The 21,815-nt window shown below is 65.1% G+C and carries 17 protein-coding genes; 4 read left to right on the top strand and 13 right to left on the bottom strand.

Annotation, left to right across the window (positions count from 1 at the left end):
- Positions 1 to 2 precede the first annotated feature (2 nt).
- Positions 3 to 431 carry a DUF3106 domain-containing protein gene (locus GN331_RS06700; RefSeq protein ID WP_156641121.1) on the top strand — a complete coding sequence of 143 codons (429 nt, stop codon included), beginning with the start codon at positions 3 to 5 and terminating at the stop codon, positions 429 to 431.
- Here GN331_RS06700 and GN331_RS06695 read toward each other — a convergent pair.
- The 3 genes from GN331_RS06695 to GN331_RS06685 form a co-directional block, all read right to left on the bottom strand.
- Positions 428 to 1,048 carry a MuF-C-terminal domain-containing protein gene (locus GN331_RS06695; RefSeq protein WP_156641120.1) on the bottom strand — a complete coding sequence of 207 codons (621 nt, stop codon included), beginning with the start codon at positions 1,046 to 1,048 and terminating at the stop codon, positions 428 to 430. The genes GN331_RS06700 and GN331_RS06695 overlap by 4 nt on opposite strands.
- A gap of 72 nt (positions 1,049 to 1,120) precedes the next feature.
- Positions 1,121 to 2,224 carry an NAD(P) transhydrogenase subunit alpha gene (locus GN331_RS06690; protein ID WP_156641119.1) on the bottom strand — a complete coding sequence of 368 codons (1,104 nt, stop codon included), beginning with the start codon at positions 2,222 to 2,224 and terminating at the stop codon, positions 1,121 to 1,123.
- Positions 2,225 to 2,287: 63 nt separating this feature from the next.
- Positions 2,288 to 4,447, bottom strand: coding sequence for a DUF1631 family protein (locus GN331_RS06685; RefSeq protein ID WP_197427026.1), 2,160 nt, complete (start codon positions 4,445 to 4,447; stop codon positions 2,288 to 2,290).
- A 105-nt stretch (positions 4,448 to 4,552) separates the two neighbouring features.
- Here GN331_RS06685 and GN331_RS06680 point away from each other — a divergent pair, with 105 nt between their 5' ends.
- The 3 genes from GN331_RS06680 to GN331_RS06670 are packed head-to-tail and all read left to right on the top strand — an operon-like array spanning position 4,553 to position 6,639.
- A complete protein-coding gene (locus GN331_RS06680; RefSeq protein ID WP_156641117.1) occupies positions 4,553 to 5,146 on the top strand; it encodes a nitroreductase family protein in 594 nt (197 codons plus the stop codon).
- Positions 5,143 to 6,069 (top strand): 5'-3' exonuclease, encoded by a 927-nt coding sequence (locus tag GN331_RS06675; RefSeq protein ID WP_156641116.1) that lies wholly within the window; start codon positions 5,143 to 5,145, stop codon positions 6,067 to 6,069. Before GN331_RS06680 ends, GN331_RS06675 begins: the two co-directional genes overlap by 4 nt.
- Before the next feature lie 9 nt (positions 6,070 to 6,078).
- Positions 6,079 to 6,639: an NUDIX hydrolase gene (locus tag GN331_RS06670; RefSeq protein WP_156641115.1), complete on the top strand. Its 561-nt coding sequence runs from the start codon at positions 6,079 to 6,081 to the stop codon at positions 6,637 to 6,639.
- 40 nt (positions 6,640 to 6,679) lie between these two features.
- On the opposite strand, the gene pip is transcribed toward GN331_RS06670, so the two are convergent.
- The 10 genes from pip to GN331_RS06620 all read right to left on the bottom strand — a co-directional run bounded on the left by pip (position 6,680) and on the right by GN331_RS06620 (position 21,788).
- On the bottom strand, positions 6,680 to 7,621 hold the full coding sequence (pip, locus tag GN331_RS06665; RefSeq protein ID WP_156641269.1) for a prolyl aminopeptidase: 942 nt from the start codon (positions 7,619 to 7,621) through the stop codon (positions 6,680 to 6,682).
- 49 nt (positions 7,622 to 7,670) lie between these two features.
- A complete protein-coding gene (gene prmC / locus GN331_RS06660) occupies positions 7,671 to 8,519 on the bottom strand; it encodes a peptide chain release factor N(5)-glutamine methyltransferase (RefSeq protein WP_156641114.1) in 849 nt (282 codons plus the stop codon).
- A gap of 47 nt (positions 8,520 to 8,566) precedes the next feature.
- A complete protein-coding gene (locus tag GN331_RS06655; RefSeq protein WP_197427025.1) occupies positions 8,567 to 11,263 on the bottom strand; it encodes a M1 family metallopeptidase in 2,697 nt (898 codons plus the stop codon).
- Positions 11,264 to 11,451: 188 nt separating this feature from the next.
- Positions 11,452 to 11,691 (bottom strand): hypothetical protein, encoded by a 240-nt coding sequence (locus GN331_RS06650; RefSeq protein WP_156641112.1) that lies wholly within the window; start codon positions 11,689 to 11,691, stop codon positions 11,452 to 11,454.
- A gap of 989 nt (positions 11,692 to 12,680) precedes the next feature.
- On the bottom strand, positions 12,681 to 14,906 hold the full coding sequence (locus tag GN331_RS06645) for an RHS repeat-associated core domain-containing protein (RefSeq protein WP_156641111.1): 2,226 nt from the start codon (positions 14,904 to 14,906) through the stop codon (positions 12,681 to 12,683).
- Positions 14,903 to 15,274, bottom strand: a complete 372-nt coding sequence (locus GN331_RS06640; RefSeq protein ID WP_156641110.1) for a hypothetical protein — start codon at positions 15,272 to 15,274, stop codon at positions 14,903 to 14,905. The genes GN331_RS06645 and GN331_RS06640 overlap by 4 nt, the downstream gene beginning before the upstream one ends.
- Before the next feature lie 42 nt (positions 15,275 to 15,316).
- Complete coding sequence (locus tag GN331_RS06635; protein WP_156641109.1) at positions 15,317 to 17,419, bottom strand: DUF6531 domain-containing protein; 2,103 nt, start codon at positions 17,417 to 17,419, stop codon at positions 15,317 to 15,319.
- A 175-nt stretch (positions 17,420 to 17,594) separates the two neighbouring features.
- Positions 17,595 to 20,444, bottom strand: coding sequence for a TonB-dependent receptor plug domain-containing protein (locus GN331_RS06630; protein ID WP_197427024.1), 2,850 nt, complete (start codon positions 20,442 to 20,444; stop codon positions 17,595 to 17,597).
- A gap of 158 nt (positions 20,445 to 20,602) precedes the next feature.
- Positions 20,603 to 21,136 carry an alkylhydroperoxidase, AhpD family gene (gene ahpD, locus GN331_RS06625; RefSeq protein ID WP_156641108.1) on the bottom strand — a complete coding sequence of 178 codons (534 nt, stop codon included), beginning with the start codon at positions 21,134 to 21,136 and terminating at the stop codon, positions 20,603 to 20,605.
- Positions 21,137 to 21,251: 115 nt separating this feature from the next.
- On the bottom strand, positions 21,252 to 21,788 hold the full coding sequence (locus GN331_RS06620; RefSeq protein WP_156641107.1) for a peroxiredoxin: 537 nt from the start codon (positions 21,786 to 21,788) through the stop codon (positions 21,252 to 21,254).
- Between the last annotated feature and the right edge of the window lie 27 nt (positions 21,789 to 21,815).

Here is a 21,815-nt window from a genome sequence, read left to right as displayed (position 1 = left end):
CGATGATCCGCCGCCGACTTTGGCTCACCCTCCTGTTGCTGCTGCTCGCGGCACCTGCGCTCGCGCAGCAGCGCCCCGCGCCGGCCACGCCCGCGCCGGCGAAGTGGGAACAGTTGTCGCCCGCCGAGCGCGACGTGCTGATCGCGCCCATCCGCGACCGCTGGAACAACGCCGACGCCGACCAGCGTAAGCGCATGCTCGACCACGCACGCCGCTGGACAACGATGACCCCCGAACAACGCGCCGCCGCGCACAAGGGCATGCGCCGCTGGGATCACCTCACCCCCGACCAACGCGACCAGGCGCGCGAGCTGTTCGAACGCATGCGCTCGATGCCGCAGGACGAGCGGCGCGCCCTCAAGGACAAGTGGCACGACATGACGCCGGAGCAACGCAAGGCCTGGCTCGACGCGCACCCGCCGAAGGATTAGCGCGTCTGAGGGATGTTTCGCAGAGGAAGTGCGACGCGCGCCGCCGCCTTGAACTTGCGCAGGTCCTCGGGCCCCAGTATCTTTCGCCTCGAGCCCTCGGTTTCGCGCGCACCCGTCTGATGGTAGATCAGGCCTGGCAGCGGCAACCGGGGGTTTGTTTTTTCTCCGGCGTATCGCAAGGCGTGCATATGCCTCGCCGCCCACGATTCTGCGTTGTCCTTCCCGAAAGCGGTCGCGATCAGATTGACGAAGCGAACGCCGTCGCGCACATCGGGCCGAACGCAGATCACGATGGGTTTGTCGTCGCTGTCGCATTCAGTGCTCAGCACGATGACCGAACTTCCATCCTCCTGGAGAAAAACCGCCGCTGCTTCGTCGAGCAGCTCAGGAAGTGTTGCGATCTGACGCAACGTGAGTGGTGCGCGGCCCCCGTTCTTTCCGCTTGCGATCTTGGAGAGGACACCAGGCGTCATTGCCAACGGGAGCGAGGGAAATCCGAGTATTCTCAGGACCGCGGGTGTCCGCGCGTGCTCGAGCATCCGCCCTCGCAGCTCGCCACGCGCGAGACGCGCGTAAACCTGCTCGGAGAATGATGCTGCAATGTTTCGATCGCGCATCGCGCGATCATGCTTAGCGACATGACGCCGCAAAACGCGGCGTGTCTTCTTCGCGAAGGGACGTTGCGCGACTTACGCCGGAGGAATCGTGCGCTCCGGCCAAACCGTCTTCGCGAGCAACTCGTCGTCCCAGTCGAACGCAAGCGCGCCGTCTTTCAACAGCAGCGACACGAAGTTGAACGCGTTGCGCGCGAACATCTCGCTCGCATGCAGCGCGCCCATGCTCGCCAGGTTCAGCGGGCCGGCGATGACCACGCCGTTGCTGTCGATCGTTTCGCCCGGTTGCGTGAGTTCGCAATTGCCGCCGGTTTCCGCGGCGAGATCGACGATCACGCTGCCCGGGCGCATGCCGGCGACCATCGCCGCCGTCACGATCTTCGGCGCGGGGCGGCCCGGCACCGCCGCCGTGCAAACGACGACATCGATGTTCTTCAGGTGCTCGCCCAGACGACGCTGTTGTTCGGCGCGCTCGTCGTCGGTGAGCTGGCGCGCGTAGCCGCCTTCGCCCGCCGCGCTCACGCCGAGGTCGAGGAACTTGCCGCCGAGCGATTCGATCTGTTCGCGCGTTTCGGGCCGCACGTCGAAGCCTTCGACCTGCGCGCCGAGGCGCTTGGCGGTGGCGACCGCCTGCAAACCCGCGACACCGGCGCCGACGATCAGCACGCGCGAAGGCCGGATCGTGCCCGCGGCGGTCGTCAGCATCGGGAAGAAGCGCGGCGTGAGTTGCGCGGCGATCAGCACGGCCTTGTAACCGGCCATGCCCGCCTGCGAACTCAGCACGTCCATCGCCTGCGCACGCGTGGTGCGCGGCAAGCGTTCGAGCGGGAAGGCCAGCAACTTGCGCGCCTGGATCTCCGCGCCGCGCGAGGCATCGGCCTGCGGTTGCAGCACGCCGATGAGCACCGCGCCTTCCTTCAATTGCGAAAGCCGCACCGCGTCGGGCGACTGCACGCACAACACGACATCGGCGCCGCCGAGCGCGAGATGGCCGTCATCGACGACACGCGCGCCGGCTTCGGTGTAATCGGCATCGGTGAATCCCGCCGACGCGCCTGCGCCGCGCTCGATGCGCACCGCCGCGCCGGCCTTCACGAGCTTCTTGCAGGTTTCGGGCGTCAGCGCGACGCGCCGTTCGCCGGGTGCGGTTTCCCGCGCGACTCCCACTTCGACCGCCATCGATCCGCCTCGCATATCAGGTGCGCCGCTGCATCCTAGCGCGACGCACCGGCCTTGCGCGGATCAGTTCTGCCCGACGGCCCGGTTGAGGCGGGCGCGCATCTGGCGCATGGCCTCGTCGAAGGGGGCTTGCTCGGTGCCCGCCACCAGGCGGCCTTCGGCCACCAGCGCGGCGAGCTGCTCGGCCGAAGCGACGAGCACGCGCGCGCCGCGACGGTTCACGAGCAACAGGCGCCCGCTCAGCGGACTGATCCATGCGACCTTCGCGGCCACGTGTTCGCCCTGCTGGTCGAGCAGGCGCAGCCATTCGCCCGGGGCGAGCAGCCGCATGCGCTGGGCGACGTCCGGATCGAAGTCCAGGCCGGCATGGCCACCGACCACGCGCAGCGCGCCCTGCTCCGAATCGTCGTCGGCGACGACCGGCGGCGGGAGGTTGCGCACCATGCGCGGCAAATCGGGCTGCGAGAGTGCGCGCACGACGCCGGCGAGCCAATCGGTCGCGCCGTGCTCGTCGTGGCCGCAGGCCACCAGGCATTCGACGATCGCCGGCTGCAACGCGATCAGGCGATCGGCCACCACGCCGCCGCGCGCCTGCGCAGCGAGGCCGTCGACGACGATGAGCGCATCGGCGAGCGCGAGCACGTCGGCGTGCTTCGGCGATTCGCGGCCTTCGCGCAGCAGCGTCTGCAACAGATGGTGCTGCCAGTGTTCGACGAGGAATTCGGCGACCGCTTCGGTCAGCGGCGTGCGCAGGCGCTGGTTGAGCGCCGCGCCGGCCTGCAGGCGCGCCTGTAGCAGGCGTTCCTTGCCGTGCACGGCTTCGGCGGCGCGCTTTTCGATCATGTCCACGCGCTTGCGCTGCTGTTCGAGCAACGCTTCGAGTTCCGCGCTGGCCAGCGCGAAGATCTCGAGGTCTTCGTTGTAGTCGGCGACGATGCGCTGTGCGATGCCGGCGGCGCGTTCGAGCAGTTCGCGATCCTGCGGCGTGGCGCCGTCGTTGCCTTCGCAGGCTTCGGTGATCGTGTCGAACAGGCGGCGCGCGGGATGGTCGCGGCGCAGGAACAGCCCGTCGTCGCTGAGCGCGACCTTCACGTACGGCAGCACCAGGCGCGCATACACGCGGCGCGCGCGGTCGAGCATCGCGTGGGTCTGGAACAGCGATTCGAACAGCAGGCCGACGAGGTCGATCGCATCGTTTTCGTGCGCGCCGATCTGCGTCTGCTCGGGGTCCAGGCCGAGGCGACGCGCGCCTTCGGACAGTTGCTCGCGGATCGCGTCGGCCAGCGAACCGGCACCGGCGAGCGCGCGGGCATAGGGCTCCGGTCCGTCGCGCTGCAGCAGCGAGGTGACGCTGATGACTTCCGCCGAGCGCAGCTCGCGGCGCGGGCCACCGGTCGACGGCGCGCGATCGATCGCGCCCGTGCGAACGGGGGCGGTTCCGTCTCTCCAGGCATGCAACATGGCGCGCAGGTCTCCGAAGCGTTCCATCGCATCGACATCGCGGGAATGGGATTGGGCGTGCGGGACGGCGTATGCGGCGTCGGTGCCTTCGGCCGCTTGCGCGGTGTTCGGTGCAACGGGCTGCTTCAGGCCATAGCCGGCGGCCGCGAGCATCGTGTTGATGCGGCCGTAGAGGTCGCCGAGCACGCGCGAGAGTTCGTGTTCGTATTGGCGGAACAGCAGCGGGCGCAGCGTTTCCGGCAGGTCGGCGTCGTGGAAGGTCGCCAGGAACGCACCGGCCAGGCGGGTGGCGCCGATCGGATTGGACGAGGAGTTGGCGCCGAGTTCGTTCGCCAGCGATTCCAGCCGCTGGTCGAGCATGTCGAGCTGGCGCACGAAGCGCTGGCCGATGGATTCGGCGAGCTTCTGGCCCGCGTAGTGGAAGCCGAGGTGACGGTCTTCGACCAGGCCGAGCGGCTGGCCGTTGCGCATGCGGTTGGGCAGCGCGCGGAAATCTTCGAAGCCTTGCGCGATCAGCTGGCGATAGCGCATCACGTTGCCGGCGTTGCGCTGGCGCAGGTTCAGCAGCGCGATGTGGTCGCCGCGGCGGATCTGGATCAGGCCTGCGCGGCGCGCGGCGTCATCCAGGGCCTCGGCCACCGGCGCGTACAATGCGCTGGGCACGCCACCGAGCTGCTCGACGGCGAGGCGCTTCATCTCCTCCAGCACGTCCGTGGGGTTGGCCCGCTCCCTGGTCTCAAGATCCATCGCCTGCCCCGACATGTCCGTGCTCCCTGACCGCGACACCATGTGACCAAATGCGACACTGAGGGGCAGCATAGTGTCGCGTTGTGTCAACTCACCTTCGAAATTCCGGTTCTGTGACCCATGTCCCCAGTTGACCCCAATCCGTCCGACGAACTGCATTTCCTGAACGCGCGACGGTCGGTGCCGGCCAAGCAATTGGGCGAACCAGGCCCCGATCCGGCCACGTTTGCGCGGATCCTCGCCGCCGCGGTGCGCGTGCCCGACCACGGCAAGCGCGTGCCCTTCCGCTTCATCCGCATCGCGGGCGATGCGCGCCACGCGCTGGGCGAACGCCTCGTCGCGCGCGCGCTCGAACGCGATCCGCAGGCCGGCGAAGGGGCGATCGAAAAGGATCGCAATCGCTTCGCGCATGCGCCGCTGGTGCTCGTGGTCGTCGCCAAGCAGGGGCCCGACGAGAAGATCCCCGCCTCCGAACGCTTCAGCGCCGCCTCGTGCGTGTGCTTTGCGCTGTTGCAGGCCGCGCAGGCGTGCGGCTTCGGCGCGCAGTGGCTGACCGGATGGCCGGCTTACGATCCGGTCATCACGCAGGCATTTGGCCTGGCCGAAGACGAACACGTCGCCGGCTTCATCCACATCGGCACGCCGAAACTCGACGCACCCGAGCGCGACCGCCCCGATCCGCAGGCGCTGCTCACCGACTGGAGTCCCGCATGAACGCACCGGCCGCGATCCAGCCGCCGCTCTATCTTGTCGACGCGAGCATGTACGTGTTCCGCGCGTGGCATTCGATGCCGAACGAATTCCACGACGCCGACGGCTGGCCGACCAACGCCGTGCACGGCTTCGCGCGCTTCCTGCTGGAGCTGCTCGAGCGCGAGCGCCCGCGCCACATCGCGATCGCCTTCGACGAAGCGCTCGACAGTTGCTTCCGCAACACGCTCTACCCGGCCTACAAGGCCAATCGCGAATCGGCGCCGGAAGAACTCAAGCGCCAGTTCGTGCACTGCAAGGCGCTGTGCCGCGCACTTGGCCTCGCCACGCTCGCGCATTCGGATTACGAAGCGGACGACCTGATCGGCACCGCGGTGCACGTCGGGCGCGCCAACGGCCATCGCGCGGTGATCGTGTCCGCCGACAAGGATCTCTCGCAATTGCTCGCCGGCCTCGACGAGCAATGGGACTACGCGAAGAACGTGCGCTGGACGATGGCGGGCGTGAAAGACCGCCACGGTGTCGAAGCGCACCAGATCGCCGATTACCTCGCGCTCACCGGCGATTCGGTGGACAACATTCCCGGCGTGCCCGGCGTGGGCCCGAAGACCGCGGCGCTCCTGCTCGCGCATTTCGGCACGCTCGATGCGCTGCTCGCGCGCGTGGACGAAGTGACGTACCTGCGCATTCGCGGCGCGGCGCAAGTCGCGATGAAACTGCGCGCGAACAAGGAACAGGCGCTGCTCTGGCGCCAGCTGACGACGATCGCGCTCGATGCGCCGCTGTCGCAGGATGGCTTCCACCGCGGCAAACCGGACAGCGCGGCGTTGATCGGCCTGTGCGAATCCCTGCGCTTCGGCCCGCTCACGCGGCGTCGCCTGCAGGAAATCTCGAACGTGCAGACGGCGGTCACCGTCGCGGGATAGCATCGGGGCATGGACCCACGCCCCGCGAACGACGAAAAGACGACCCTCTGCGAAGGCCAGTGGCTCCGCCTGGTCAAGCGCGGCCATTGGGAATCGTGCGAACGCACGCATGGCGACGGCATGGCGGTGATCATCGTCGCGGCCACGCCCGACGATGAAGTGTTGTTCGTCGAGCAATACCGCGTGCCGCTGGGCGCGAAGACGATCGAAATGCCCGCGGGCCTGGTCGGCGATCAATCGGGCGAGGACACGCTCGAAATGGCGGCGACGCGCGAGCTCGAAGAGGAAACCGGCTGGCGCCCTTCGCATGTCGAAGTGCTGCTGGTCGGCCCGACGTCGGCCGGCATGAGCAACGAGCGCATCGCGTTCGTGCGCGCCGAAGGTTTGGTGCGCACGGGCGAAGGCGGTGGCGTGGATGGGGAAGACATCATCGTGCACGCGGTGCCGCGTGCGAGCGCGGCTGCGTGGCTGATGCAGAAACGTGCCGAAGGCTTTGAGCTCGATCTGAAGTTGTGGGCGGGGTTGTGGATGCTGGAACGCAATCCGGATGGGTCACTGCGACCCGAGTGAACCCCACCCCGGCCCTCCCCTGCCTTCGCAGGGGAGGGAGCTAGGCGAACTTGTCCGTCGCGCGCACCAGCGCATCGGTGTTCTCGGGCTCGAACGCCGAATGGCCCGACGTCGGCGTGATCACCAGCTCCGCGGCCGGCCACGCACGCTTGAGTTCCCACGCATTCGCCATCGGGCACACCACGTCGTAACGCCCGTGCACGATCACGCCGGGGATCGACGCGATGCGATGCACGTCCCGCAGCAACTGGTCTTCGACTTCGAAGAAGCCGCCGTTGACGAAGTAATGGTTCTCGATGCGCGCGAAGGCGAGTGCGAACTCCGCTTCGTCGTGGCCGCTGATGAAGTCCGGGTCCATGCGCAGGAAACTCGTCGCGCCTTCCCACACGCTCCACGCGCGCGCGGCGGTCAGGCGCGTGTTTTCGTCTTCGCTCGTCAGGCGCCGGTGATAGGCGCTCATCATGTCGTGGCGTTCGACCATCGGAATCGGCGCGAGGTAGTGCTCCCACACATCGGGGAACAAGCGCGACGCGCCTTCCTGGTAGAACCACTCCAGTTCCCAGCGGCGCAGCATGAAGATGCCGCGCAACACGAGTTCGGTCACGCGTTCTGGATGCTTCTCGGCGTACGCCAACGCGAGCGTCGAGCCCCACGAACCACCGAAGACCTGCCAGCGCTCGATGCCGAGCTTCTCGCGCAGGGTTTCGATGTCGGCGACCAGGTGCCACGTCGTGTTGTCGACGAGGTCCGCGTGCGGCGTCGAACGCCCGCTGCCGCGCTGGTCGAACAGGATGATTCGATACTTCTTCGGATCATGGAAACGGCGCATCTTCTCGCTGCAACCGCCGCCCGGACCGCCGTGCAACATCACGACGGGCTTGCCGTCGGGATTGCCGCATTGTTCGTAGTACATCGTGTGGCGCGCGTCGAGCTTCAGCGTGCCGGTGTCGTATGCGGGGAGGTCGGGATAGAGTTCGCGCAACATGGACCGGCCTCCGCCGCGTGGGACATTTCGATCGAGGCTGCAAAGTCTATCCCAGCGACGGTCCGCCCGGCTTGATGCCCGAGGTCACGCGTTCGCGGCGTTCCATGTCCAGGCCCGTGTCGATGTCGATCAATCCGGCGTCGGTGAACAACGCGCGCACCGCGGCGCCCTGGTCGCGGCCGTGTTCGATGAGCAACGCACCACCGGGTTTGAGGTGCGCGGGCGCAGTGCGCACGATGTCGCGGATCGCATCGAGCCCATCGTGGCCGGACGACAAGGCCGACGCCGGTTCGTAACGCAACGCATCCAGGTGCAGGTCGCCGAGTGCGATATACGGCGGGTTGCTCGCGATGGCGTCGAACAAGCCCTCGCCCAACGGTTCGCACCAATGTCCGTGGCGGAACTCGACGTTGGTCAGGCGCAGCGCGCGTGCGTTGGATTGCGCGACTTCGAGCGCGGCGGCGCTGTCGTCGACGGCGATGATCTCCGCGCGCGGACGTTCGTACGCGATCGCGAGCGCGATGGCGCCGCTGCCCGTGCCGAGATCGGCCACGCGAATGACGTCTTCGCGCGAAAGATGCGCGAGCGCGAGTTCGACGAGGAGTTCGGTTTCCGGGCGCGGAACGAGCGTATCGGGCGTGACCTGGAGTTCGAAACGCCAGAAGCCCTTGCGACCGGTGAGATAGGCGAGCGGTTCGCCGGCGACGCGGCGCGCGAGCAACGCGGCATAACGCTGCGCGACATCGTCGGCGACGGGATCGTCGCCGCGTGCGTACAACCAGCTTCGCGACTTGCCGAGCACGAAGGCGAGGAGCCATTCGGCGTCGGCATGTTCGACCTTCGCGCGCGCGACCTTGAGCAGGTCGTCGACGCGAACGGGGGAAGAGTCGGCCATGGGGCGCATCCTACCCGCGATGCGCCCCCGGCCGCGCGTGCCTTCGCTTACTTCTTCGCCTTCTCCGTGACGAAGGCCAGCGGCATGCCCTTGCGGGCCGACTTCTGCGCCGAGCACAGGCGGATGGATTCCGCCGTCTGCTTGAGCTCCAGCGGGCCGCCTTCGATCGACTTCATGCGATCGGCGAAGCGCGACTCGACATCCGCCGCCTCCGACTCGCTGCACATGCCGGCCGAGTACAGGCCGACCAGCGCCGCACCCGCGGGCGCCAGGCGCGCTTCGAGTTCGCTGAAGTGCGAATCCACCCACTGGCGCAGCGCCGGACGGGTCTTCTCGTCCGAAGTCTGGCCGCCGACGATCGGGAAGATCTCGTTGCGGCGGAGCAGACCCTTTTCGAACACCAGCGCGCGGGCACGTTCGGTCAGCTTCGCATCTTGGGTCGAGCCCATCGCGGAAAGCAGCTGCGAACGGATCGTCGGATCCTGGCTGGCGCGGAAGTGCTTCTCGGCGGCGTCGAAGGCTTCGCTGCCGCCTTCCTGCACGGCGACTTCCAGCGCGACCCCGCGCAGGTCCTTCGGCACGGCGTCGGCGTGCAACTGGCCATCGCCGCCCAGGCCGAGGACCGCGCGGCCCTGCTTGCCCATCGCTTCGCGGACCTGCGGGTCCTTCAGCGTGTCGACGAAGAAGTTCACGAGCGATGCGCGCAGCAGGCGATCGTCGTCGGCTTCGCCGTCCTTCGGCGACAGGCCCAGCATCGTCAGGCGCGGGCGATAGATTTCCGCCGCCTTCGCACGGAACGCAACGCGCTCGGCGTCGCTGGTGAGCAACTGCTCATCCATCCAACCGATCGAGCCCATGCCGGCGGTGACGGTCTGGCGCACCTGCGCGGTGGTGAACTGCGGCAGCGCGGCCAGCATTTCCTTCGGCGACAGATGGCCGGCGCCGTAGGCCGAAGTGACCGAGTCGGCGTAGACGCGCTGTTCGCGCTCATCGAGCTTGGCGAACGCATCCGACAGCGACTTCTGATACTTCGGCTCCAGCGCGAAGCGGTAGTAGCCGGCGCCGTGCGCGTTGGGCATCACCCACTGCGGGCAGGAAGCGGCGTCCTTCAGTTCGACGCGCGCCGACTGGCCGGTGACGATGCCCTTCTGCTCGCGGATCGTGCCGTTGTCCGCATAGCGCACGCTGAGCGGGATGCCCCACGTCTGGTTCGCGCTGGCCGAGGAACCGAGCGGCAGGTAACGCTGCTGCGTGACGATCAGCGCCGGCTTGCCCGCGCCGCATTCGACGGCGACCTTGACGAACGGCACGCCCGGCTGGTCGATGAAGCTCTTGAACGCCGCGTCGACGGCGACCGGATCGTTGCTCTGCTTCGCCACCGCGGCGATCAGGTCGGCGCTGGTCGCGTTGCCGCGTGCGTGGTCGTGCAGGTAATTGCGGATGCCGGTGCGGAACTGGTCCTCGCCGATGTAGCGCTCGAACATGCCGAGCACCGCGCCGCCCTTCTGGTACGTGATGCCGTCGAAGGCCGACTGGATCTGCGTGAAATCGTTGATCGGCTCGTGGATGCGACGCGTGCTGGACAGGCTGTCGGCGCCCATCGCGCCGATCGCGCCTTCGAGCAGGCCGCGGTCGGTGTGCGCCTCGGGGCGCAGCTGGCCGTGGATCTTGTTGCCCATCCAGGTGGCGAAGGCTTCGTTGAGCCACAGGTCGTCCCACCAGCGCATGGTGACGAGGTCGCCGAACCACTGGTGCGCGAGTTCGTGCGCGCTCACGCCCCAGAACGACTGGCGCTGCGACACCGAGGACTTCTCGTCGGGGAACATCAGGCTGTCGCGATACACGATCAGGCCCGCGTTCTCCATTGCGCCGGCCCAGAAGTCGGGTGCGGCGACGTTATCGAGCTTGTCGAAGGGATACGGCGTGCCGAAGTAGGTCTCCAGCGCCTTCACGATTTCCGGCGTGTTGGCCAGCGAGTACTGCATGCGGCCGCCCTGCCCCTTCGCCGCGACGCCACGCAACTTGATCGGCGTGGTGCGCGTGCCGTTCGGGCCGATGTCCGGGCCGGCGGGCACGTCCCACGGACCGACCGCGAAGGCGACGAGATAACTCGGCAACGCTTCGGTGCGGTTGAACGTGACCTTCTTCCAGCCACCCGGCAATTTTTCCGTCTTCGCTTCCGCACTGTTGGCGACGGCGGCGTCGTTTTCCGGAACGATCAGCGTGATGTCCCAGGGCTGCTTGAACGCCGGCTCGTCGAACGACGGGAAGGTGTTGCGCGCGCCGATCGGTTCCATCTGCGTCACGATGTAATCGTTGCCGTCGGGCTTCACGCGATACGCGCCCTGCAACTCGCCGAACGGTGCTTCGTACGCGATCTCGATGATCGCCTTGCCCGCCGGGATCTTTTCGGCGGCCTGCATCTTCAGCACGCCGGAGACATCGGCCGGCGTCGCGGTCAGCGCGATGCGCTTCTTGCCGACGATGGCTTCGGCCTTCGAGATCTTCAGGTCGCGGCCGTGCATCCAGAACGCATCAGTGGCTTCGCTGACCTGCGCTTCGATGCGCGTGGTGCCGGAGAAGTTGGCCTGCTTCGGGTCGAGCTTGAGTTCCAGCGAGACCAGCGTCGGCACGACGGTGCGCGGCAACGGGCCTTGCGGCACGCCCGTGTTGTCGGCGGCATGCGCGATGCCGAGCGAGGCGACCAGCGCGGTGGCGAGGAGACTGCGGCGAAGCAAGGTCATCGATGATGGCTCCAGGGACGAAGCCGCCGAGAGTACGTGGGGGTCCCCGAATGGACCCATGACGAAAGTCCTAGTGAACGTGACTCACGTCTGCTCCATGCGTTGCCGCATGGAGCGATACGCCATTCAGGCAAACAGGAAAGTGGCCCCGCCCCAGCGGCCGACCCCTTCTCCGCACGTTCGGCGTGTCAACGGACAAACGACACCAAGGCGATCATGGTTGTGAAGATGGCCATGCAGATTCCCGCCAGCGTCTTGCTCAAACTACAAACGGTTGCCTTGATTCCGCGTACGACCTTGCAATCCACGGACACCTTGGCGTGCGGTGCCGGAAATTGCCCTGAGACAAACGATCCGATGCCGAGGTAGGTGGAGTAGCAAGCTCCTATCGTGAACACACACAAAGCCAGGATGACGCCCACGTTCATCAACGATGGGCCAGAGGCTCAAGCTTCAGAATTACGCCGGACACAAAGAGCGACGACACCACCACCCAGAAACAAACGCGACTTCCTTTGGTGCTCCTCACTACATTCTCTTCGCGAGCATATCTATTCATGGCGTCGGCGCCACAACCTGACCAGCGCTCGCGATTACGCATACGTGAGATGGCATTCTGACGGCACTTGTCATGCTCCGTTTATCGACCTATTCCCACTCGCAAGAGCGCGCGCCCCCGTCAACTTCAACGTAGGCGTGTATCGCGCGCGCTTTAACGGAGACGAACTGCGTGAGCTTTTTTGCTTGGGCGTGGTCCTTGCAGCTATCTACCTGCATAGAGCGCCTGATTTTCTGCATGATTTGCACTCTCTGATCAATTTGACCGTCATTGAATCCAACGGCCAAATACGACTCACGCGTCTGCGAATAATCAATGCACACGATGACGGCGAAGCAGAAGGCAAGTCCCGCGGTCACCAAGTAGGCACTACGAGTCCAAGATGGCTTAGTTGCGTTCATGGGCAAGTGCACCGGCAAGGTAAGCGTCATGCAAGTGATCACGACATGGGCGCTGACTGGTCAAGCTTGTTTGTTGGCTTCGGACCGACATAGTGCTAATTCGAAAGGATGGTCAGAAACAGGGCGCAAAATGCTAGAAACGCGAGGGCACACACGCTGCAAGACGCTCGAAATGCCAAAATGGAAGTCGAGTTAGATTTCGCTGGCCATGGCAGCAGCTCCATGGGCCACTGAATGGACTTGGTTCTCAGCGAAACCACAACGAGAAAGCAGCTAAAGATTGCAGCAATGGCGAACGCGAATAGCCCAAGCCATGCGCCTAACTGAACCGCTAACGTTTGCTCCTGAAATGGCTTAAGCACCTGGTGTCCATCCATCAGGAGACCGGCTGCAAGGCAAGCAATGCCCCACATCAAGTAGGCCAGTTTTTGGGGAAGTCGTGTAACGTTTTTCAGAGTCATGGCAGCACCGGCAACAATGCGAGCAGACAGGCAGACTCCCAAATCGCTGCATCCATACCTTGCTGCCAGGACGTACCCACATTCGACCCAGCGTGCTTGGAGGTCTCAGTGAGAAGCTGTTGCCCCAAGCCGTCTAACTTTGACTGGAGTTCGAGGTAGCGATCGTTGTCTTCAACAGGGCACTCCTTCAGCTGCCTTCCGACCTCATATATCTCTTCTGTCAGCCTCTGGACAGCCGGAGGCGACTGCGACGCCTCCCACAAGTCGTACCCTTGCTTAAGAATATTGGCAGCAGTGCAGACACCAAACGAAACCGGCCCCAACCCGCTGGGGTCAATGTATTTGATTGGATTCCCGCCGACATAGGCATACATGTTGATTCCGGCAATTAACCCCAATGGATCAGATTGCAAATAGCGCCCTGCCTTCAAATCCAGATCACGGAACCCGTTCGACCACAGGTCACTTTCCGCGTCGTAGTACTGCCCCGGAAATCCGATGTTCAGACCGCCGATCAGGTCGAGCGCGACATGCCGGTCGAACGCGAAGTTCTTCGCACGCCACACCTGCACTTGGGTTCCACTCGTCACCACTTCCGGGCGCCCGAGGTGATCGCTGTGCACGAACTTGACGCCGGGATGCCCCACGGTGATCGGCAGGTCGTCATACCAGGCGACGATGCTTCCTGCGCTTGGTGTTAGCAGGCCGACCAATTCGCCGCCGAACCAGAGGTAATCGGTCCAACCACCGGGGCCGTGTTCCGCCAACAGTTTCGTCTGGTTGCCATAAACGAATCGCTTCGAACCTGCGGCATCCGACTTTGCGACGCGCTGGTCGAGTGCGTTGACCGTGTGCTGCGTCGAACCCGCCGGCAGCGCCTTGCACGCGCCGTACGATTCGCACACTTCCACGTCCGTTGGGCGCGTTAGGTTGCGCAGCCTGTCGAATGCGTCGTACTGCAGTTGCGTCGTGACGCCCACGGTCGTATCGCTGATCCGGTTCCCGCGCTTGTCGTAGACGTAGGTGTGATGTCGCGCTGGGTTCGCCGTCCCACCGATCGCCAGAAGGCGGTTGCTATAGGGATCGATCGCGTGTTGCGCGACGGCGCCGCCCCAGGTGTGCGAGGTGCGGTTGCCGTTGGCGTCGTGGGTTGAGGTTCTTGCCCCTCCCGTCCCGACGATCACATCCTGCGTGAGCCGGCCCTGCGCGTCGTAGAGGAAGGTTTGCTTTCCCGGCTCTCCGGCGGCGTTGGTGATTGCATTGATGCGATCGGCCGCTTCGAATCCGTAAGTCAGGCTTTGCGCGACTTTGCCATTGGCATCGTCCACGGCACTTACGCCGAACAGGCGCCGGTTGTCGTCGATGTTGTAGCGGCGTTTCAGGCCATTGCCGTAGGTCCACGATTCCGGTCCGCCGAACGGGCGGTAGCGGATGTCCTCGATGACGGTTTGCGTCTGTCCGCCGTGCGTTGCCGTCAGCTTGCTCAGCCGGCCCATGTCATACGCGTAGGTGATCGACGAACCACTTGGATACTCGAGTTTTGTCACCCTACCCAAGGCATCGAAATGGTGCTTGGTCGTGTCGGCAACGCCCTGCGCCGTGTCCGTGCGAGTGCGTACGACGCCGTCGGCGCGATACGTGAACCGCGTGGATGCCTGGACAGCGCCGCCATTGAGCGTCGTCGCTTCGCACAGGAAGCCTGCGCCGCACGTGTCGTAGGCGAACGTCCTTTGGTCCGATCCGCCAGTAACCGCAACCACGCGACCCAACGCGTCGTACGCATAGTCGATGGCGCTCGCATCGTTGCGCACTGTTCGAGTTAGAAGCCCGCCTGCGCTGTAGGCATGCGTCGTCGTTCCGGTATCCGGGCTGCGCAGTTCCAGCAGATCGCCGAGCCCGTTGTAGCGATACGTCGTGGACAAGCCGCGCGGATCGACGACAGCCGTCGTCCGATCGCCTGCGTCATAGGTCAGCCGCGTAACGCCGCCCATGGCATCGGTCGACGTCGCGACGCGCCCCAACGCATCGTACGTCAGCCGCGTCTTGTGTCCATTGCCGTCGACGACTTCGACAAGGCGGCCCTCAACGTCATATGACCTACCGGCAACGAGCTTGCCCTCCACGCCGCTGCGTTCGGCGATCAGCCGTCCGAGTTCGTCGTATTGATAGGTGGCCACCTGAGTGACGGCGAGCGTTGCGGCCAGCCCCGCGACGATCGTCATGGATCCTGGAACACGTATTGGACCGCCTGGTGTTCCGCGTCGCTGCAAGGCTGCGGCAGAGAGATGCGCACCGGGCGCGCGGTCGCCGATGCACTCAGCAGCATCGCGTACCAGTTCCGGCCGGCCTGCGAGGTGGTCGAGAAGTGGAAGTACGTGACGGTCTTGCACGCGCCGACGAGCCGGAAATAGACGGTGCCGTCGGCGACGGGATAGATGCGCTTGACGAGTCCGGCCAGATGCTCGGACGTCGACAGCGTGGCCAGCCCTGCGTCGGCGCCCTCGAGCGGCGGCAGGGCGGGATTGTTCGCTAGGGCTGGCGTCGCGGCCAAGAGCGCCGCCGTGGATGCGACGAGTATCGGGATGCGCATTGGGTTCGGGTCCTCGAATCTGAAGAGATCGACGCACGCATATCAGTCCCGCCCGACTTCGATTCGGGTCGGCTGCGACAGCGCGTTGTAGGTGATGCGACGCACCGCGAAGGTGCCGTCTGGGTCGGTGCGGTCTTCCTGGATCAGGCGGCGCGCAGCGTCGTAGTGGTACATGACGGTGTTGCCGTCAGCGGTGTGGATCGTATCGGGCAGGCCGTTCTCGCCGTACACGTAGCGCGTTTCAACCAGCGCGCCGTTCGGATAGGTGCGCTCGACGACAACACGCCCCCGTGCGTCGTAGACGTACTCATGCACTGCGCCCGCCGGGCTCGTGATGCGACCGGGCTGGCCGAGCCCGTTGAATTGCGCATAGCGCGTAACGTGACCGAGATCATTTTCGACGCGCAGCAAGTCGCCTGTCGCATCGTAGGTCGATGTGATCGTGTCATTCGGAAGCGGCCCGTCGACTTCGTGGGTCGCAAGCAGGCCATTGCCGTGGTGCGTGTATCGATGGGTCGTCGTGCGCGTCAGCCCCCGGACTCCGTTCTCCGACAAGTTGGTGATCGCTTCCGACGCGACCCGTCCGTTGGCGTGCCATGTGTAGCGCGTTTCGTGATCGCCAAGCACCGTGACGCGCAGGAGGCGATTACTGGCGTCATGCCATTCCATCTGCGTCGTTCGAGCGACAGGCGTTCCCACTGCCTCGATCGTCTTGAGGAGGCGGCCTTCGGCGTCATGATCGAAGTCCGTGAGGCGATCGGTGAAATCGCTGACGATGTCCTGGAAGCCGTTGGCGTCGTACGTGAGCTCGCGATATCGCGCGGCGCAGCTCACGGACGCCTGACCGGTGACGGAGACTTTCTTTCCGTCTTCGTAAAGGTGCGTGGTCTTCAGCCCAAGTGGGTTGGTTTCCGTCACGCGAAAGCGGGTCGGCCGCACTTGCGTGGATGGACCGCTGCCAGAGCGGGGCAGCGTGCACATCTTGTGCGTGCAGAACCCACCCCGTTCTTCATCACTGAAGAAGCCACCCGGTGGCGGCGGCGGTGGCGGCGTCGGGACCGTTTCAGTGCCTTCGACTGCGTAGGCGAAGGTGTGGCGCGCAACGCCACCCGCGTGTTCCGTGGATGCTGCCCTGCCCTCGCCGTCGTAGGCGAACGTCGAGTAGCGAACGCCGTTCAGCGATTTGCCCGTGAGCGCACCTGCATGACGATCGTCCTCGTAGTGATACGTCACCGTCGTGGTCGGGCTTCCCGGCAACGTTGTGGTGGCAAGACGGCCCCGGCCGGCACCGAAGATGTCGGCTGCGTACGAATATTTGTAGACGTTGCCGGCAGGGTCGGTGACTTGCGTCAACTGGCCGTTCGTCCAGGCCAACTGCACGCTTCGACCGGAGGAATGCGTGACACGCTGGAGGTACTTTCCGCTGTACGCGAAGGTCCACTTCACGCCCTGCTCGTTGACACGCTGCGTGATGTAACCATCCGCGTTGTAGATCTCCGTGCCGCGCTCGTCGTTGTGCAGCGTGTAGCTGCCGTCGGCATGCTTGGTGATCTGGAAAGCCGCAGGCCCGCTTTCCGCATTCCACCGATTTGCCGAGGCTGCAACGAACTTGATGCGCCTTCCATCCGGCCGCTGCGCCCACGCCATGCCGCTGGAGAATGCGAGCGAATAATCGAAGGTGCTCAGCCAGTGCTTGCCGAACAAGCCCACGCCGCTCCACATGCGGTTGTAAGTTCGGCGCAGGTAAAGCCCCATTTCGCCGCCAGCCGCGAAGTCCAGTTCCGGCTCCACCTTGTTGCCTGTGTAGAGCACGACCGGGTTGCCGGCAGTCTCGCCACAGGAAGAAGCATCGATCCTGTCGTCGGTTTCCTGTTCCTTGGCTGTAGCGGGAGGCTGGGCGCCATTGTTTGCGCCACCCCCGCCGCCTCCGCCTCCACCGGGAGGCCCACCGGAGCTTGCGCCACCGCCCCCGCCATCGGATATGCAATGCCAACCCCAATTGATGTCACCACCCCCGACCCCGATCCCCACTGCGTGACATTGCCAACCCGGCCCGCTCATCATTTTGGCTTGTGCATCGCCGGTCGCGAGCCCGGGCACGAGCAGCAGGAGGACGACGCCGATGTGTCGTGCTGGACCTTGCATCGCTTACTCCTCGTTCGATGTGACACGAGTGAGTTGGCGCGTTGGAGAGCCTTCACGGCAATCGGCGCAATCCGCCGCATCGCACTGAAACCTGCGTGCAAAGCGAATCGACGTTTCGACACCGGAAAGACGAAGCGGCCCGTAGGCCGCTTCGAATTACACGACGCGTGAGCGATCAGAACTTTTGTTGGTACTGCACGTACAGGAACCGCCCGATGTCGAAGCCGCCGTAGTAATTGAAGCTACTGTTCGGCTGGGTGTACATGGTGGGGCCTACCTTGTCGAAGACGTTGTTCACGCCGAGCGACACGGTCGATTGCCAGGGCGTCGAATAGCGGAACTGCACGTCGTTGAAGGTATTGGAGCCGACGCGGTGGCGGGGGGAGATCGCACCATTGGTGTACGGCGCAGCGAAGGTAGGATCGCTGCAGAAACGGCTTGTCGGATCGCAGTCCTCGTACATCGCGGAGTAGTAACGCGCCGTCCAGCGGAAGCCGTAGTTGCCCAGGCTCCAGTCCGCGCTGAGGTTCGAACGCAGGCGGAAGTAGCCGGCCCAGCCGGTGTATTGCGTCGCCACCGACGCATCGGTGCTCGATTTCGCCTCGTAGTAGTCGACATAAGTCGCATCCCACGCAAAGCCCACCGTGCCCCAGGATCGCGTGGGGAAGCGATAGGTCACGCCGAGATCGTAGCCCGCGGTTTCGAAGTACGCGACGTTGTCGACGGTGTAGGTGAGGCTCGTGACTTCGCCCGTCAGCGGATCGCGGGTGAAACGTGCGCAACTGCTTGCGACGTTGCGAACGTAGCAGTCGTTGAGGATCGCCGTCGCAGTGTCGGCCATGATCGCGTCGTCGACGCGCACCTTCCACCAATCCAGGCTCACGTTGAGGCCTTCGACCTGGCTCGGGCTGAACACCGTGCCGACCGTCGTGTTGCGCGACTGCTCGGGCTGCAGGTTCGGGTTGGAGCCCGACAGGAAGGGCTCGTTCGATTGCGCGTTCGGGCCGGTTGCCGGCACGCCGCCTTGCGCGATCTGCTCATAGCCCGGCGGTACGGCGGCTGCGCACGCGGCACTGTCGCGCGCGGAGCCGAAGCGCGAATCGCACGGATCGGTGTAGAACACGAAGCTCTGGTTGTTCGGCCCGTACAGATCATCGATCGTCGGCGCACGGAAGCCTTCGCCCCAGGTGCCGCGGACCAGCAGGTCGGTGATCGGGCGCCATTCGAAACCGACCTTGCTGTTGATCGTCGAACCGAAGTTGCTGTAGTTCGAATATCGTGAGGCGAGGTTGAGCGAGAGCGTCTGCGCGAAGGGCTTGTCGGCCAGCAGCGGGACGTTCGCTTCGAAGTACATCTCATCGAGGTGGTACTCGCCACCACTGTTGCCGGAACCCAGGTCGGTCGACAGGCCCGTCTGGCGCAGCGCGTCGGGCGAGAACCAGCCGCGTTCGCGACGGTGTTCGTAACCCACGGCGAGGCCGAGGTCGCCGGCAGGCAACTCTGCGAGCACGCCTGCGGCATTGAGGAACATCGAGGTCGTCTCGGTCTCGCCGACGTCATGCCCGACGGGCATCAGATACGACTGCAACGCGGGATCGGCGAGCGAACCGGCGACGCCGCTGCCGTGCGGCGCGAGCGGATTCCAGGGAATGCATTGGCCCGCGCCGTAGTTCGAACCGTAGTCGATGGGATTGGCGGCGCTGCCGCACTCGACGCGGTTGGTCGCCGGATTGAACCACGACGCACCCGTCGCCTTCTGCACGGCCGGGATCAACAGGTTGCCCGTGCCGTCTTTCTCCGAGCGGTACGTATTCTGGTAGAAGCCGGTGTCGAAGGACCATGGAAGATCGCGCATGTCGAACCGGCCTTCGAGCTTCGCGCCGATGCGCTGCGTCGTGGACTTGTTCTCGGTCACACGCGGCACTTCCCACGTACGGCGGAAGTAATGCACGTCCTGGCCGGTCGGGTTGTAGTAGCTGTCGCCCGAGAGCAGGTTGGTCCCGGAGGAACGCCACGGGTAACCTGCGATTTGCTGCATCGAATCGCGGTGGTTGTAGAGGGCATCGACGACGAGCGTCAGGTTTTCGTTGATGTCCACGCCGGCATTGGCGAACACCGACGTGCGTTCCAGGCCGGTCGCCAACGTCATCTGGTCGTTGGGCGTCGCGTAGTCGGCCGTCGTGTAAGGCCGGTAGCTCCCCATGTCCCTCGGGTCGCCGCCGGCATAGGTGAGCCAGGAACCTGGATTGTTCGGGTCGACGCGCAGCACGCCCGTGTGCGACACCGCGCTCCTGGTGCCACCGGCTGTGAATTCACGATCCTTGGCCCATACCGGATCCTCCAGGGCGTGCGCGACGCCGGCGGTGATCCAGCCACGGTCGTTGGTCAGGCCGAAGATGGCGTCGTAAGACTGCTTGCGCCCGTCGCCGACGTCGTATTCGCCGAAGTACACATTGGCTTCCGCGCCGTTGAAGCGCTTGCGCGTGATGATGTTGACCACGCCGGCGATGGCATCCGAACCGTAGATCGACGAGGCGCCGTCCTTCAGGACTTCGATGCGTTCGACGACTGCTGTCGGAACCTGCGAAATGTCGGAGTAGCCGTTCGTTGCCACGCCCAGGCGCTGGCCATCGATGAGGATCAGCGTTCGTTGCGTTCCGAGGTTGCGAATGTCGATGTAGGAACCGCCGACCGCCTCGCCGCTCGAAAGCGCATCGGCCCGGCTGATCGCCGGCGAGCCGACGGCGGTGGACTGCTGCAGGATGTCGGCGACCGATTGCAGGCCTGTCCGCTGCATCTCTTCGCGCGTGATGACCTGCACCGGCTGCGCGGTTTCGACATCCACTGTCCGCGCGATGCGCGAACCGGTGACGGTGACCGTCTGCAGGGTGGCGGTGGTGGAAGCGGCTTCAGTGGATCCGTCCGCGGGGGTGGCATCCTGCGCGTGGAGCGGCAGGGCGATGGCGAACGTCGCGCCTGCGAACAAGGCGCGAGCGACTGCGTCGCGCAACATGGTGCGTGTCATTGGGGGCTCTCCGGTCTGGGCTTGTCGCCGTTGATCGGCGACGAACGGACGTTACAAATCCGTTCGCTCTACAGGCGGAGGAATGACGCGCTCTGCGTCGAAGAGCCTTCACACATGAAAGCGGAAAGCTCCGAGGAGACCCGGATACGGGCCGAAGATCACGCCTCGGACTGCTCCAGCGTCACCGCAACCGCATGCACCACGGCCGCGATCTTCAACGCGCTCTGCACGCCCTGCGCGCTGATGTCGTGCATGCGCAGCGTGCGCTCATGCGAATCCAGGCACGCGCCGCAGCCATTGATGGCCGACACGGCGAGCGAGGCGAGTTCGAAGGTCATCTTGTCGACGCCCGGGTTCGCCATGATGTTCATGCGCAGGCCCGCGCGCATGGTGCCGTACTCGTCGTTGTGGATCAGGTGCGTGGCGCGGTAGTAGATGTTGTTCATCGCCATGATCGCGGCGGCCGAACGCGCGCCGTTCAATTCCTCCGGCGAGAGCTGCTCGGCGGCGAAGGCTTCGATGGCGTCGACCAACGGGCGATGGCGCGAGGCGATCGCACAGGCCAGGGCGATCACGCGGATGCGCTTGGCGTCCAGGCCCGCGGCGCCGGTTTCGCTCAGCACCGAGTCGAGGTTGAGTTTCAGATCCTTGGCGTAATCCGGGATCGTGTTGCGCAATTCCTGCAGGTTCATTCCGAGCTCCGATAAGAACGTGGCCGGGGGATGCCCGGCCACGAATGCCCCGCGCGTTTCGGGGGAGGGGAGACGCCGCGAGGGGGCACGGCGCGCGCGGGGCGAAGGGTGTCGCTCAGGCGACCTTGAGCGTGTCTTCGCCCTGCTTCCAGTTGCACGGGCACAGCTCGTCGGTCTGCAGCGCGTCGAGCACGCGCAGCACTTCTTCCGGGTTGCGGCCGACGGAACCGGCGGTCACGTAGACGAACTGGATTTCGCCGTTCGGGTCGACGATGAAGGTCGCGCGCTGCGCCACGCCGTCGGAACCCAGGATGCCCAGCGCCGAGGTGAGCTCGCGCTTGATGTCGGCCAGCATCGGGAACGGCAGGCTGTTGAGGTCCTTGTGGTGCGTGCGCCAGGCGTGGTGCACGAACTCGCTGTCGGTCGAACCGGTGAGCAGCTGCGCGTCACGATCCTTGAAGGCCTGGTCGAGCTTGGCGAAGCCGGTGATTTCGGTCGGGCACACGAAGGTGAAGTCCTTCGGGTAGAAGAACACGACCAGCCACTTGCCCTTGTACGTGTCGTTGGTGATGTCCACGAACGCGTTGTTGAGGTCGTTCGAGACGGTGGCCTTGAGGTTGAACTGGGGGAACTTGTCGCCGACGGTCAGCATGCAGCAGTGCTCCTATTCGCACAGGGA

Source organism: Noviluteimonas gilva, assembly GCF_009740395.1.
Taxonomy (GTDB): domain Bacteria; phylum Pseudomonadota; class Gammaproteobacteria; order Xanthomonadales; family Xanthomonadaceae; genus Noviluteimonas; species Noviluteimonas gilva.
Note: the sequence above shows the minus strand (reverse complement) of the source record. Positions and strands in the feature narration are given on the sequence as shown.